We start from the raw sequence: 13,808 nt of genomic DNA, 5'->3' as shown, positions 1-13,808 counted from the left end.
CTTCAGGCCCCGGCAGCGGGTGTCGCGCTGCCGCTGCAAAGGGTTGACTTCTCTTTTGCAAACAGTAGGATACGCACCGTTGTTCCGCGATAGCTCAGTCGGTAGAGCAAATGACTGTTAATCATTGGGTCCCTGGTTCGAGTCCAGGTCGCGGAGCCAAATTTCAAAGCCTCGGTTAATACCGGGGCTTTTTTATTGGCCTCATTGGCCTCATTGGCCTCATTGGCCTCTGGACTCTCACCGGGGACTGCGTCCCCGGTTATTCGCTTCGCTCACGCGAGGCTTCGCTGAACTGCGCCCGACAGGCCAGCGCCTACTCAGGCACCGGCTCGCCCGTCCGCTGGCGCCACCAGGCTTGCACCAGCATCCAGCCACACCAACCGGACAGGACGCCCAACACATTCGCGACCATGTCCCAACGCGAAGCCGTTCGGTGCGGCAGCATGCCCTGCGCCATTTCGATCCCCAATGCCGCCACAAGCGTCAGGCCAACGCCCCAGAATATCGGCAGACGCGGAAAGGCGAGTCGCAACGTAAAGACAAGCGCCGCGAACCCCATCATGTGATGAACCTTGTCCTGCTGATTGAAAAGCTGCGGCACCGGGTCAGGCTTGAGACCGGCGAAGAGAACGACCGCCAGCACGATCAGAAAGGGCAACATTCGCAAATAGGGCATACGGTGGGGGCTCTCGTTCGATGATTGGTCGAGGGCAGACTCCGGCCTCGACGCGTGCTCTGACCGGCAGATCGCGATAAAGATCGATCAGATCCTTTACTGGATATCTCCACCACCAACAAAAATGCCCGCATCGTTCGATGCGGGCATTCGCAGAAGCGCTGTTGCGGCGGTTGAGGCTCAGGCCTCGGTCTTGCCCACTGCGGACTTGATCAGCGTCTGCAGCTCACCCTTCTCGAACATCTCGAGGATGATGTCACTACCACCGACCAGTTCACCGTTCACCCACAGCTGTGGGAAGGTCGGCCAGTTGGCGTAGGTCGGCAGGTTGGCGCGAATCTCGGGGTTCTGCAGGATGTCGACGTAAGCGAACTTCTCACCACAACCCATTACCGCCTGAGTCGCGCGAGCGGAAAAGCCGCACTGCGGAGCATTGGGCGAGCCCTTCATGTACAGCAACACCGGGTTGTTGGCGATCTGTTCTTTGATGGTTTCGATGATATCCATGGAGTACCTCGGCTAGACACGGTTGCCGCGCATTGTAACGGAAAACGTTAGCGAAAGCCGAGCGGAGGACTCGGCTTTATCATGTCGCAGGGGCCGTCAATACTGCGATTCAGCCCGTTATGGCTGGCATAGACCGGATTTGCGCCTGCGCTTGCTTTCTGGATAAGATCGCGCCTTTCCCGTTTCGTCGCTCCCCGTGCGACCCCCAGTCGTCGGTCCCCTTTTTCTGTCGAAAAGCAATGGATCGCGCTGCGGCAATAAAGGTAGTTGATATGAGCGCAAGGCACTTTCTCTCACTGATGGACTGCACGCCCCAGGAGCTGAACAGCCTGGTCCGCCGCGGCATCGAGTTGAAGGATCTGCGCAAGCGCGGCGTCCTGTTCGAACCCTTGAAGAACCGCGTGCTGGGCATGATCTTCGAGAAGGCTTCGACCCGCACCCGACTGTCCTTCGAAGCCGGCATGATCCAGCTCGGCGGGCAGGCGATCTTCCTCTCCCCGCGCGATACCCAGCTGGGTCGGGGTGAGCCGATCAGCGATTCGGCCATCGTCATGTCGCGCATGCTCGATGCAGTGATGATCCGCACCTTCGCGCATTCGACCCTGACCGACTTTGCCGCCAATTCCAGCGTGCCGGTGATCAACGGCCTGTCCGATGACCTGCACCCGTGCCAGTTGATGGCCGACATGCAGACCTTCCACGAACACCGCGGCAGCATCGCCGGCAAGACGGTGGCCTGGATCGGCGACGGCAACAACATGTGCAATACCTATATAGAAGCGGCCATCCAGTTCGACTTCCTGCTCAAGGTCGCCTGCCCGGAGGGCTACGAGCCCGACGCCGAGCTGATGGCGCGCGCCGGTGATCGCGTGCAGATACTGCGCGACCCGCGCGAAGCGACTGCAGGCGCTCATCTGATCAGCACCGACGTCTGGGCCTCCATGGGCCAGGAAGACGAAGCCGCCGCGCGCCTGGCGACGTTCCGCCCCTATCAGGTGGACCGCGCCCTGCTCGACTGCGCCGCCGCGGACGTGCTGTTCATGCACTGCCTGCCAGCCCACCGCGGCGAGGAAATCAGCCACGACCTGCTCGACGACCCCCGCTCTGTAGCCTGGGACCAGGCCGAAAACCGCCTGCACGTACAGAAGGCGCTGCTCGAGTTCCTCGTCGAGCCGGCTTACCACCACGCATGAAGAACGAACCGCCGCTGCTGCAACTGCGCGATCTGGCCTGCGGCTACGGCGAGCAGAGCATCGTCCAGCACCTCAACCTGCACCTGAACCGCGGCGACATCGGCTGCCTGCTGGGCCCCTCCGGCTGTGGCAAGACCACTACCTTGCGGGCTATCGCCGGGTTCGAACCGGTACACCAGGGCGAAATCCAGCTGGCCGACACCGTCATTTCCCGCGCCGGCTTCACCCTGGCGCCGGAGAAGCGCCGCATCGGCATGGTGTTTCAGGACTACGCGCTGTTTCCCCACCTCACCGTGGCGGAGAACATCGCCTTCGGCATCCGCAAGCAGCCCGACTGCTCGCGTATCGTCTCCGAGATGCTCGAACTGGTGCACCTGTCCGCACTCGGCAAACGCTACCCCCATGAGCTCTCCGGCGGTCAGCAGCAACGCGTCGCACTGGCCCGCGCCTTGGCGCCGGAACCGGCCCTGCTGCTACTCGACGAACCCTTCTCCAACCTGGACGTCGAGTTGCGTCGGCGCCTCAGCCATGAAGTGCGCGAGATCCTCAAGGCGCGCAACACCAGCGCCATTCTGGTTACCCATGATCAGGAAGAAGCCTTCGCCGTCAGCGACCAGGTGGGGGTGTTCAAGGATGGTCGGCTGGAGCAATGGGACACCCCGTTCAACCTCTACCACGAGCCGTTGACGCCCTTCGTCGCCAGCTTCATCGGCCAGGGCTACTTTATCCGCGGGCAGCTCCTCGATCCGGAAACCGTGCAGACCGAGCTCGGCATGATTCGCGGCAACCGCGCCTACACCTGGCCAGCAGGCAGTTCAGTGGACGTGCTGCTGCGCCCGGACGACATCGTCTACCGGCCAGACAGCCCGTTGCGCGCGCTGATCGTTGGCAAGACCTTTCTCGGTGCGTCGACGCTGTACCGGCTGCAACTGCCCACCGGCAACCAGCTGGTGGCGATCTTCACCAGCCACGCCGACTATCCGACCGGGGAGGAAGTGGGCATCGCCATTGCCGCCGATCATCTGGTGGTCTTCCCGACCCAGGGCAGCGTCGCCGCCCATGAAACGCTGCAGCCGACAACAGCGGCGCGCTAACCCTTCTGCCGACGCTGGCGGAAGAACTCGCTGAGCGCCGTCCCGCACTCCTCGGCCAGCACACCACCCTCGACCAGCACGCGGTGGTTGAGAAAACCCTGATCGAAGAACTGGCCGCGGCTGACAACCACGCCGGCCTTCGGCTCGGTGGCGCCATAGACGACTCGCTGGATGCGCGAGTGCACGATCAGGCCGGCGCACATACTGCAGGGTTCCAGCGTCACGTAGAGCGTGCTACCGGGTAACCGGTAATTTTGCACAGCCTGCGCCGCGTCACGCACGGCGACCATTTCCGCATGAGCACTGGGGTCGTGCCGAGAAATCGGGCAGTTGAAGCCGCGCCCGATGATCTTCCCATCCTGCACCAGCACCGCACCCACCGGCACCTCGCCCAACGCGGCCCCCTGCGCTGCCAGCGTCAGCGCTTCGCGCATGAACCGCTCGTCCTGGCTGCGATCGATGATCAGCGGTTTCCTCACGACTGTGCCCTACCCTGCTTCATACCACCTCGATCGCTGCCATCAGCCCGGTTTCCATATGGTCGATGACGTGGCAATGGAACATCCACACGCCAGGATTATCGGCGACCAGCGCGATACGCGCCGTTTCGTTCTTGCCCAGCAGATAGGTATCGGTGAACCAGGGATCGATCTGGCGGCGATTGGACGAGATCACCTGGAAGGTCATGCCATGCAGATGGATCGGATGCTGATACTGACTGAGATTGCGCAGCTCGAAGATGTAGTGGCCATCCTTCTTCAACGTCGCGATCGGCCGTTCGGCGCAGCTCTTGTCGTTGATGTCCCACGCCTGGCCGTTGATCTGCCAGAACGTGTAGGCCGCACCCTGTTCGACATCTGCCGACAGATGTCCGGCCCACTCGAAATTGAAGCGCAGCGTTTCCGCCCGCTGCAGGTCCGGCACCGCGACCGGGTTGGCCGGCAGTGCCGGCGGCCAGTCGCCAGCGGTTTCGTCATGCGCCACCGCGCGCAGCGTCGCCAGCCGTAGCGGACCATTACGCAAGGACAGCTCCGTGCCAGCCTCTGGCACCTTCAGCGCCAGATCGATACGCATGCCCGGCCCGAGCCAGTACTCCTTGCCCAGCGGACGCGGCGCGACCGGATGTCCATCGAGGGCATAGACACGCGCCTCGCCCTCCGGCAGGTTCAGCCGATAGGTCAGGGTGTTGTCGAGATTCAGCAGCCGCAGCCGCACGACCTGCCCGGCCGGCAGATCTAGCGTGGGCGCGTGCGTGCCGTTCACCGTCGACAGCACACCCGGCGTACCGCCACGGGCCGCCTCGCGCGGCACGCTGAATTCGGTGAATGCGCCCTGCTTGTCGACGTGCCAGCTTTTCAGGTTGAGCGTGCGCTCGTGCCTGAAACCGCTTGGTTCACGCTCCTCGACAATAAGCGGACCGACCAGCCCGCGACCCAGCTGCGCGGCACTGCTGGTGTGCGGGTGATACCAGAAGCTGCCGGCATCGTGCAGCTGGAAGCGGTAGTCGAAGAACTCGCCGGGCAACACCGGCAACTGCGATACATAGGGCACGCCATCCATCTCCAGCGGCAGGCGGATGCCGTGCCAGTGAATGGTGGTGGGCTCGGGCAGGTTGTTGATGAAGCGCACCCGCAGCCAATCGCCCTGACGGCCACGCAGTTCCAGGCCAGGCGCCTGCCCACCATAGGCCCAGGCCGGCGTGACGTGACCGGGCACCAGCTCCACGTCCAGCGGGGCGGCGATCAGTTCATAGTCATGGGTGGTGATGTCGGCCGGACGACCGAGCCAGTAGCGCGCGCCACTGCCGGCCAGGCCGACGACACCAAGACCGGCCAGGCCGGCGAGAATCTGTCTACGGGTAAAGGACATGCATGGGCTCCAGCCAGTCCGAATTCATGGGCCCATCAGGCTCGACGCGCCTCTCTGCGGAGGCTGCGCATAGCATGAGGGCAGCCTGGGCTGCCCTCATTGCTTCAGATCACTCCCACTCGATGGTGGCCGGCGGCTTGCTCGACACATCGTAGGTCACGCGGGAGATGCCTTCGATTTCGTTGATGATGCGGTTGGACACCTTCTCCAGCAGCTCGTAAGGCAGGTGCGCCCAACGTGCAGTCATGAAGTCGATGGTTTCCACGGCGCGCAGCGCAACGACCCAGGCGTAGCGGCGGCCATCACCCACCACACCGACCGACTTGACCGGCTGGAACACGACGAACGCCTGGCTGGTCTTGTGGTACCAATCGAAGTTGCGCAGCTCTTCGATGAAGATGTGATCCGCGCGACGCAGCAGGTCGGCGTACTCCTTCTTCACCTCGCCGAGGATGCGCACGCCCAGGCCAGGGCCCGGGAAGGGATGGCGGTAGACCATGTCGTAGGGCAGGCCGAGCTCGAGACCGATCTTGCGTACCTCGTCCTTGAACAGTTCACGCAGCGGCTCGACCAGCTTGAGGTTCATTTCCTCCGGCAGGCCGCCGACGTTGTGGTGCGACTTGATCACGTGTGCCTTGCCGCTCTTGGCGCCGGCCGACTCGATCACGTCGGGGTAGATGGTGCCTTGGGCGAGGAACTGGATATTGTCCAGCTTGCTGGCTTCTGCATCGAACACGTCAATAAAGGTACGGCCAATGATTTTGCGCTTCTTCTCCGGGTCAGCCTCGCCTTCGAGGTTGCCGAGGAACTGTGCCTCGGCGTCGGCACGAATCACCTTGACGCCCATGTTCTCGGCGAACATGGCCATCACCTGGTCACCCTCGTGCAGGCGCAGCAGGCCGTTGTCGACGAAGACGCAGGTCAGCTGGTCGCCGATGGCCTTGTGCAGCAGCGCCGCAACCACCGACGAATCGACACCGCCGGAAAGGCCGAGCAGAACGTTGGCATCACCGACCTGGGCACGCACCTGGGCGATGGCATCTTCGACGATGTTGGACGGCGTCCACAGCGCTTCGCAGCCACAGATGTCGAGAATGAAACGGGAAAGGATGCGGCCGCCCTGGCGGGTGTGGGTCACTTCCGGGTGGAACTGCACGCCGTAGTAACCGCGCGAATCGTCACCCATGGCGGCGATCGGGCAACTCGGGGTGCTGGCGAGAATGTGGAAACCGGCCGGAATCTCGGTGACCTTGTCGCCGTGGCTCATCCAGACATCGAGGCCGAATACACCGTCGTCATCCATATGGTCTTCGATGCCGTCGAACAGCTTCGACTTGCCGACCAGATCGACGCGCGCATAGCCGAACTCGCGAACGTCGGAGCCCTGCACCTTGCCACCCAGCTGCTCGGACATGGTCTGCATGCCGTAACAGATGCCGAACAGCGGCACACCGAGATCGAACACGACCTGCGGCGCGCGCGGGCTGCCTTCCTCGTGAACCGATTCCGGGCCGCCGGCGAGAATGATGCCGCGTGGCGCGAAGGCACGGATGTCGTCCTCGCTCATGTCCCACGGATGCAGCTCGCAGTACACCCCGATCTCGCGCACGCGGCGGGCGATCAGCTGGGTGTACTGGGAACCGAAGTCGAGGATCAGGATGCGGTGGGCGTGAATGTCTTGGTGAGCCATGAGCTTTCCTTCGGAAAGAGCCTGAAGCTGAAAGCCGGAAGCTGGAAGCCGAAGCCGGGATTTCTCCCGGCTCCCGCTGCCAGCTTCCGGCGCCTGTCTAGCTGAGCGGATCAACCCACTCGGTAATTCGGGGCTTCCTTGGTGATCTGCACGTCATGCACGTGCGACTCAGCCATGCCGGCGCCAGTGATGCGGACGAACTGCGGCTTGCTGCGCATCTCGTCGACAGTGGCACTACCGGTGTAGCCCATGGAAGCACGCAGGCCGCCCATCAACTGATGGATGATCGCCGCCAGCGAACCCTTGTAAGGCACACGGCCTTCGATGCCTTCCGGCACAAGCTTCTCGGCACCGGCAGCGGAATCCTGGAAGTAGCGATCCGAGGAGCCCTGCGTCTGGGACATGGCACCCAGCGAGCCCATGCCGCGGTAAGCCTTGTAGGAACGCCCCTGGAACAGCTCGATCTCGCCCGGCGCCTCTTCGGTACCGGCGAACATCGAACCCATCATCACGGCGTTGGCGCCAGCGACGATGGCCTTGGAAAGGTCTCCGGAGAAGCGGATGCCACCGTCGGCGATCATCGGCACACCGGTGCCTTCGAGGGCAGCGGCAACGTTGGCGATGGCGGAGATCTGCGGTACGCCGACACCGGCAACGATACGAGTGGTGCAGATCGAGCCCGGGCCGATACCGACCTTGACCGCATCGGCGCCGGCCTTGACCAGATCCAGCGCGGCTTCGGCAGTGGCGATGTTGCCGCCGATCACCTGCACCTGCGGGAAGTTCTCCTTCACCCAGCGCACGCGGTCGATCACGCCACGGGAATGACCATGGGCGGTGTCGACCACCACCACATCGACGCCGGCCGCGGCCAGCGCTTCGACGCGCTCACCGGTATCGGCGCCGGTACCGACCGCGGCACCGACGCGCAGACGACCCTGGCTGTCCTTGGAGGCCAGCGGGTAGGTCTTGGCTTTCTCGATATCGCGGAAGGTCACCAGTCCGCGCAGGTGGAAATTGGCATCGACCACCAGCATCTTCTCGATGCGGTGCTTGTAGAGTTCGGTCTTGATCTCTTCCAGGCCGGTGCCTTCGAGCACGGTGACCAGCTTGTCCTTGGGCGTCATGATCGCCGCGACCGAATCACCGGCGTTCGGCGTGAAGCGCAGGTCACGACCGGTAACGATGCCGACCAGCTCCTTGCCAGACACTACCGGGAAGCCGGAGAAGCCCAGTTCATGCGCCTTGCGCAGCAGCTCGCTGATCTTGGTTTCCGGGGTGACGGTGACCGGATCGTGGACGATGGCGGTCTCGTGACGCTTGACCTTGCGCACCTCGGCAGCCTGCTGCTCGATGCTCATGTTCTTGTGGATGATGCCGATGCCGCCTTCCTGAGCCATGGCAATGGCCAGGCGCGCTTCGGTGACGGTGTCCATGGCCGCGGAAACCAGCGGAATGTTCAGCTCGATTTCGCGGGTCAGACGGGTCTTCAGGCTGACATCCTTCGGCAAAACCTCGGAATATCCCGGGATCAGGAGAACATCATCGAAAGTCAGGGCTTCTTGGCTGATACGCAGCATGGCGGGGGCTCCCAGGCGGGAAAAAGGAAGCGCGGCATTATACCCACGCACCCCGTCACGCTCAATGCGGATGTGAGGTGCGTCGCGCACGGCGAAATGCGCGGCATCGCCGAAATGACCGAACAGTCACGGCCGATCGATCACCAGCGCCACCTTGAAACCCAGCCGCTCGGCGAACTCGTCGAGAAACGACTGGCGTAAACCCGCCTCGCCCCAACCGTTGAAAATGAAGCCCAGATTGGAAAAGCCGCATGCCGGAATGAACAGGAAACCGTTGATATCGTCCTCGAAGCCGCATTCCGGGCAGGTGAAATTGTCGGTCTGCCGAGGCATCCATTCATCGAGACTCTCGAACAACGCTTCACCGATCTCCCGTCGGCACTCGGGACAGCCTGCCTCCTCGGCAAAATCCCGTGTCGGCGTGTAGATGCAGCGCTTGGTCACCACCTCAAGGCCGTTGATGGGCTCGCCGAAGGGCAAGCGTTCCGGATGCTGCACGACGTTGCGCGCGCCGGAGGCGATGGCGTAGCCCATGCCGCCAACACCGCGGCCGCAGGTGGTCGGCAGCGCCTCGACGATGCGCCGCTCGGCCAGCCAGCGCAGGATCATCCGCGCCTTGGCTTCGTGCGCCGGGAAGGTGGAAATGCGCGGCACGATGATCGCTTGACTGTGGCTCATGGCGGCTCGGAACGGGGAATGAAGAAAGGCCGCGCAGCTTAGCGCCACCCGTTGGCCGGTCAAGGCCCGCTGGACGGAGGCGAAGCAGATTCGGTTTGCGCCTGGCCGCGCCCGGCTTATCATCGCCGCCATGCTCAAAGATCCCTTCCAGCGTCTGAATCTCGATCGCGAAGTGCTGACCGTCAGTCAGCTCAACGGCCGCGCCCGCCTGCTGCTCGAGGACGTGTTCGCCCAGGTCTGGGTCGAAGGCGAGATTTCCAACCTCGCCCGCCCGGCATCCGGCCACATTTATTTCACCCTCAAGGACAGGAACGCCCAGGTACGCTGCGCGCTGTTCCGGCAGAACGCGGCGCGGGTACGCCAGGCGCTGCGCGATGGCCTGGCGGTGCGGGTGCGCGGCAAGGTTTCGCTGTTCGAGGGGCGCGGCGACTACCAGCTGATTCTCGATACGCTGGAGCCGGCCGGCGACGGCGCTTTGCGCCTGGCCTTCGAGGCACTCAAGGAAAAGCTCAGCGCCGAAGGTCTGTTCGCTGCCGAACGCAAGGCCGCCCTGCCCGCTCATCCGCGACGTATTGGCATCGTCAGCTCACCGACCGGCGCGGTGATCCGCGACATCATCTCGGTGTTCAAGCGCCGCGCGCCGCAGGTCGAGCTGACGCTGATCCCCACCGCCGTGCAAGGGCGCGAAGCCACCGGACAGATCGTCCGCGCGCTGCAGCTGGCCGATGCCCAGGGCTTCGATGCGCTGATCCTGGCTCGCGGCGGCGGTTCGCTGGAGGACCTCTGGTGTTTCAACGAAGAAGCGGTGGCGCGCGCAGTGGATGCCTGCGTCACGCCGATCGTCAGCGCCGTGGGCCACGAAACCGATGTCTCGATCGCCGATTTCGTCGCCGACGTCCGCGCACCGACGCCATCTGCTGCCGCCGAACTGCTGGCACCCAGTAGCGCCGACCTGCAACACCGGCTGAGCGGGCTGCAACAGCGCCTGGTGCTGCGCATGCGCGACCGTCTGCACCGTGACGCCATGCGTCTGGAAGGTCTGACCCGCCGCCTGCGCCACCCCGGCGAACGGCTGCAACAGCAAGCCCAACGCATTGACGACCTCGAACAGCGCCTGCTGCGCGCCGTCGACCGCCGCCTGTGCAGCGGCCAGGAGCGTCTGGCCCGCCTGGAAACGCGCCTGGCCGCGCAACATCCGGGGCGCACGCTCAACCTGTTGCGCCAGCGTCTCGAACATCTGTCATCGCGTCTGCCGCGGGCGATGCAGGCCAACCTGAAGGGGCAACGCCAGCACCTGCAAGGCCTCGCCCAGACACTACAGGTGGTAAGCCCACTGGCCACGCTCAGCCGCGGCTACAGCATCCTGCTCGACGAGCGTGGCCAGGCGATCCGCAGCGCCAGCCAGACGCAACCCGGCCAGCGGCTCAAGGCCCGGCTCGGCGAGGGCGAATTGGAGGTGCGCGTGGAAGACAATCATCTGGCGCCGGTCACACTGCCGCTGCTCTGACCGGCGGACGCCAGATGACCGGGCTTTTCCCCAGCGCAGCTTTACGCGAGGATGGGCCGTTTATTCCAGCGGACCCTTTCATGCCACGCTTTCTCACCTTGCTGCTGTGCCTCGCCCTTCCCCTATCCGCCCATGCCGAGGGCTTCATCACCCGCCTGCTGAACAAGCCCGTACCCGGCGGCGTTGCCGTGATCGAACTCGGCAACAGCGCTAACGCACCGCAGGCTCGCTACCAGGGCAAACCGACCCTGGTGGTGCGCGAGGATGGCCAGCGCTGGATCGCCATCGTCGGCATCCCGCTGTCGGTGAAGCCGGGCGCGCAGCAGCTGGAGATCGATGGCCGCGTCCAGACTTTCCAGGTCGAGAGCCGCGACTATCGAGCGCAGCACATCACGCTGAAGAACCAGCGCCAGGTCAATCCGAACCCGGCAGACCTCAAGCGCATCGAGCGTGAGCTGGACGAACAGAACCGCGCCTACCGCCAGTTCAGCGCCAGCCAGCCAAGCAATCTGCTGTTCGACCGTCCGGTGGATGGCCCGCTGTCCTCACCCTTCGGCCTGCGCCGCTTCTTCAACGGCGAGGAACGCAACCCGCATTCCGGCCTGGACTTCGCCGCCAAGACCGGTACGCCGATCAAGGCACCAGCGGCCGGCAAGGTCATACTCACCGGTGACTACTTCTTCAATGGCAAGACGGTGTTCGTCGATCACGGCCAGGGGCTGATCAGCATGTTCTGCCATCTTTCCGAGATTGGCGTGAAGGTCGGCGAGCAACTGGCGCGGGGGCAGGTGCTTGGCAAGGTCGGCGCGACCGGCCGTGCCACGGGCCCGCACCTGCACTGGAACGTGAGCCTGAACGATGCCCGCGTCGACCCGGCCATTTTCATCGGCGCCTACAAACACTGAATCACGAGGAAGCATTGCGATGCGTATCAAGGCAACGGATTCCACCCTGCTGATCATCGACATCCAGGAACGCCTGTTTCCGGTGATCCTCGACAATGCGGCCATGGCCGAGCACACCGCCTGGTTGCAGCAGGTGGCGCAGCGAGTCGGGGTGCCGGTGCTGCTGACCGAGCAGTACAGCAAGGGCCTCGGCCCCACGATCGCCGAGCTGCGTGACGGCGTCGATCAGGCTGCCATTGTCGAGAAGCTGCATTTCTCCGCCGCAGGCGACGGCGAGCTGTTCCAGCGCCCGGGTGGCGAACGCCGGCAGTTCGTCATCTGCGGCTGCGAGACTCACGTGTGCGTGCTGCAGACGGTGCTCGATCTGCGCGCGCGCGGCAACGAGGTGTTCGTTGTCGAAGAAGGCGTCAGCTCGCGCCGCGCCAGCGACAAGGCGCTGGCCCTGGAGCGGATGCGCCAGGCCGGTGCGCAGATCGTCTCGCGGGAAATGGTCGCCTTCGAATGGATGGAACGCGCCGGCACCGAACTGTTCAAGACCATCAGCCGCGAGTTCATCCGCTGAGCAAAGCTGTCGTACGAACACATCGCGCCGCGACCGACGCGCTTTGCCAAGATCGCGACCGAACACTGGATGGAGTAGACCATGTCTGACGATCTGGCCGGCTGGCTGGAATGGCTCAGAGCCCACCCCGAACTGCAGACGCTGCTCGCCAGCGCCACGCTGATCTTCGCCGCCTGGCTGTCCAACTGGGTTGTCAAACGCATCCTGGTACGTGGCCTTTACCGCCTGCTGCAACACACCCGCGAGAACAAGCTGCAGGATTTCGGCGTCATCAAGCGCCTGTCGAACATCGTCCCGGCACTGGTGCTGTCGATCGGCGTGACGACCGTGCCGGGTCTGCCGAAAGCCGCGGTAACCGTGGTGCAGAATGTCTGCGGCGGCTTCATCGTGCTGACCATCGCACTGGCCCTGGGCGCGGTGCTGGACATCATCAACCTGATCTACCAGCGCCGGCCGGATGCGCGCCTGCACCCGATCAAGGGCTATCTGCAGGTGGTGAAGATCGTCGTCTATGCCATCGCGACGATCCTGATCATCGCCACGCTGATCGACCGCTCGCCGCTGATCCTGCTATCCGGCCTTGGCGCCATGGCGGCAGTGCTGATGCTGATCTTCCAGGACACCCTGCTGTCACTGGTGGCCAGCGTGCAGATCACCTCCAACGACCTGATCCGCGTCGGCGACTGGGTGGAAATGCCGCAGCTCAATGCCGACGGCGACGTGATCGACATCGCCCTGCATACCGTCAAGGTGCAGAACTGGGACAAGACGATCACCAGCATTCCCACCAAGCGCTTCATTTCCGACTCGTTCAAGAACTGGCGCGGCATGCAGGAAAGCGGCGGCCGGCGAATCAAGCGCAGCCTGTATCTGGACCAGCAGAGCGTGCACTTTCTCAGCCGCGAAGAATGCGAGCGTCTGCATCGCTTCAACCTGCTGGATGAATACCTGACCGAGAAAACCAAGGAAATCGAGGAGTGGAACGCCAAGCTCGCCGAGCGTGGCAAGGAGCCGGTGAACACGCGCCGCATCACCAATATCGGCAGCTTCCGCGCGTACGTCGAACGCTACCTGCGCAGCCACGGCGGCATCCATCAGAACATGACGCTGATCGTGCGGCAGCTGAGCCCGACCGCGGACGGCCTGCCGCTGGAGATCTACTGCTTCACCAATACGGTGGCCTGGACGCAGTACGAAGCGATCCAGTCGGACATCTTCGATCACTTGCTGGCGATCCTGCCGGAGTTCGGCCTGCGCGTGTTCCAGCATCCGAGCGGTGCGGACATGCGCCACTGGGGCGAGTCGCTGATGCCGCGCGGCGCACCCGTACTGCCGCCTGAAGATCATCCGGCCGAAGATGATGGCGAGGACTTGCCGGGCGCAGCCCAGCAAAAATAGCCAAGATCGGAGGGGACGCTGATCGAGCAGCCCGGCATTCGGCATCGACTAATCGTAGGTTGGCGCTGAGGCACGAAGCAGCTGGCGCAGCCTTGAGCACTGCCCATTGCGTCCTCCCTGACGCCAGCGCCGCGGGCCACGCCTTCAAA

At 63.8% G+C, this 13,808-nt stretch carries 13 protein-coding genes and 1 tRNA gene; 7 read left to right on the top strand and 7 right to left on the bottom strand.

The genetic code is table 11. From position 1 onward, the window contains the following. Positions 1 to 83: 83 nt before the first annotated feature. Positions 84 to 159: transfer RNA gene (locus EA798_RS05160), tRNA-Asn, on the top strand. A 154-nt stretch (positions 160 to 313) separates the two neighbouring features. On the opposite strand, the gene EA798_RS05155 is transcribed toward EA798_RS05160, so the two are convergent. Together EA798_RS05155 and grxD are read right to left on the bottom strand one after the other, a co-directional pair. Further along, the gene (locus EA798_RS05155) at positions 314 to 676 is read right to left on the bottom strand and encodes a VanZ family protein (protein WP_106157964.1); all 363 of its coding nucleotides are present in this window, start codon (positions 674 to 676) and stop codon (positions 314 to 316) included. A gap of 180 nt (positions 677 to 856) precedes the next feature. Then, positions 857 to 1,183, bottom strand: a complete 327-nt coding sequence (gene grxD, locus EA798_RS05150) for a Grx4 family monothiol glutaredoxin (protein ID WP_015276168.1) — start codon at positions 1,181 to 1,183, stop codon at positions 857 to 859. A gap of 272 nt (positions 1,184 to 1,455) precedes the next feature. Here grxD and argF point away from each other — a divergent pair, with 272 nt between their 5' ends. Then, entirely contained in the window at positions 1,456 to 2,376 is a 921-nt protein-coding gene (gene argF, locus EA798_RS05145; protein ID WP_122098277.1) for an ornithine carbamoyltransferase, read from the top strand. After that, on the top strand, positions 2,373 to 3,470 hold the full coding sequence (locus EA798_RS05140; protein WP_106157962.1) for an ABC transporter ATP-binding protein: 1,098 nt from the start codon (positions 2,373 to 2,375) through the stop codon (positions 3,468 to 3,470). Before argF ends, EA798_RS05140 begins: the two co-directional genes overlap by 4 nt. Here EA798_RS05140 and tadA read toward each other — a convergent pair. The 5 genes from tadA to EA798_RS05115 form a co-directional block, all read right to left on the bottom strand. Continuing rightward, positions 3,467 to 3,949, bottom strand: coding sequence for a tRNA adenosine(34) deaminase TadA (tadA, locus tag EA798_RS05135; RefSeq protein WP_122098276.1), 483 nt, complete (start codon positions 3,947 to 3,949; stop codon positions 3,467 to 3,469). The two genes, EA798_RS05140 and tadA, sit on opposite strands and share 4 nt — an antisense overlap. A gap of 19 nt (positions 3,950 to 3,968) precedes the next feature. Further along, complete coding sequence (locus EA798_RS05130) at positions 3,969 to 5,339, bottom strand: multicopper oxidase family protein (protein WP_122098275.1); 1,371 nt, start codon at positions 5,337 to 5,339, stop codon at positions 3,969 to 3,971. 109 nt (positions 5,340 to 5,448) lie between these two features. Then, positions 5,449 to 7,029: a glutamine-hydrolyzing GMP synthase gene (guaA, locus tag EA798_RS05125; protein ID WP_106157959.1), complete on the bottom strand. Its 1,581-nt coding sequence runs from the start codon at positions 7,027 to 7,029 to the stop codon at positions 5,449 to 5,451. A gap of 110 nt (positions 7,030 to 7,139) precedes the next feature. Continuing rightward, on the bottom strand, positions 7,140 to 8,609 hold the full coding sequence (gene guaB, locus EA798_RS05120; protein ID WP_122098274.1) for an IMP dehydrogenase: 1,470 nt from the start codon (positions 8,607 to 8,609) through the stop codon (positions 7,140 to 7,142). Between the two features lie 126 nt (positions 8,610 to 8,735). Further along, a complete protein-coding gene (locus tag EA798_RS05115) occupies positions 8,736 to 9,287 on the bottom strand; it encodes a sugar ABC transporter ATPase (protein ID WP_122098273.1) in 552 nt (183 codons plus the stop codon). 130 nt (positions 9,288 to 9,417) lie between these two features. On the opposite strand from EA798_RS05115, the gene xseA reads away from it, so the two are divergent. The 4 genes from xseA (at position 9,418) to EA798_RS05095 (ending at position 13,659) form a co-directional block, all read left to right on the top strand. Then, positions 9,418 to 10,794 carry an exodeoxyribonuclease VII large subunit gene (xseA, locus tag EA798_RS05110; RefSeq protein WP_122098272.1) on the top strand — a complete coding sequence of 459 codons (1,377 nt, stop codon included), beginning with the start codon at positions 9,418 to 9,420 and terminating at the stop codon, positions 10,792 to 10,794. An 80-nt stretch (positions 10,795 to 10,874) separates the two neighbouring features. Beyond that, on the top strand, positions 10,875 to 11,699 hold the full coding sequence (locus EA798_RS05105) for a M23 family metallopeptidase (RefSeq protein ID WP_122098271.1): 825 nt from the start codon (positions 10,875 to 10,877) through the stop codon (positions 11,697 to 11,699). Between the two features lie 19 nt (positions 11,700 to 11,718). Beyond that, on the top strand, positions 11,719 to 12,261 hold the full coding sequence (locus EA798_RS05100; protein ID WP_122098270.1) for a hydrolase: 543 nt from the start codon (positions 11,719 to 11,721) through the stop codon (positions 12,259 to 12,261). Between the two features lie 81 nt (positions 12,262 to 12,342). Then, positions 12,343 to 13,659 carry a mechanosensitive ion channel family protein gene (locus tag EA798_RS05095; protein WP_122098269.1) on the top strand — a complete coding sequence of 439 codons (1,317 nt, stop codon included), beginning with the start codon at positions 12,343 to 12,345 and terminating at the stop codon, positions 13,657 to 13,659. Positions 13,660 to 13,808 lie beyond the last annotated feature (149 nt).

It is taken from the genome of Pseudomonas songnenensis (assembly GCF_003696315.1).
Taxonomy (GTDB): Bacteria; Pseudomonadota; Gammaproteobacteria; order Pseudomonadales; family Pseudomonadaceae; genus Stutzerimonas; species Stutzerimonas songnenensis.
This window is presented reverse-complemented; position numbering and strand designations above follow the sequence as displayed.

Coding starts and splice junctions, on each gene's coding strand:
- EA798_RS05100 (WP_122098270.1), top strand. CDS start 11,719: ATGCGTATCAAGGCAACGGATTCCACCCTGCTGATCATCGACATCCAG.
- argF (WP_122098277.1), top strand. CDS start 1,456: ATGAGCGCAAGGCACTTTCTCTCACTGATGGACTGCACGCCCCAGGAG.
- EA798_RS05130 (WP_122098275.1), bottom strand. CDS start 5,339: ATGTCCTTTACCCGTAGACAGATTCTCGCCGGCCTGGCCGGTCTTGGT.
- grxD (WP_015276168.1), bottom strand. CDS start 1,183: ATGGATATCATCGAAACCATCAAAGAACAGATCGCCAACAACCCGGTG.
- EA798_RS05155 (WP_106157964.1), bottom strand. CDS start 676: ATGCCCTATTTGCGAATGTTGCCCTTTCTGATCGTGCTGGCGGTCGTT.
- guaA (WP_106157959.1), bottom strand. CDS start 7,029: ATGGCTCACCAAGACATTCACGCCCACCGCATCCTGATCCTCGACTTC.
- EA798_RS05140 (WP_106157962.1), top strand. CDS start 2,373: ATGAAGAACGAACCGCCGCTGCTGCAACTGCGCGATCTGGCCTGCGGC.
- xseA (WP_122098272.1), top strand. CDS start 9,418: ATGCTCAAAGATCCCTTCCAGCGTCTGAATCTCGATCGCGAAGTGCTG.
- EA798_RS05095 (WP_122098269.1), top strand. CDS start 12,343: ATGTCTGACGATCTGGCCGGCTGGCTGGAATGGCTCAGAGCCCACCCC.
- EA798_RS05115 (WP_122098273.1), bottom strand. CDS start 9,287: ATGAGCCACAGTCAAGCGATCATCGTGCCGCGCATTTCCACCTTCCCG.
- guaB (WP_122098274.1), bottom strand. CDS start 8,609: ATGCTGCGTATCAGCCAAGAAGCCCTGACTTTCGATGATGTTCTCCTG.
- EA798_RS05105 (WP_122098271.1), top strand. CDS start 10,875: ATGCCACGCTTTCTCACCTTGCTGCTGTGCCTCGCCCTTCCCCTATCC.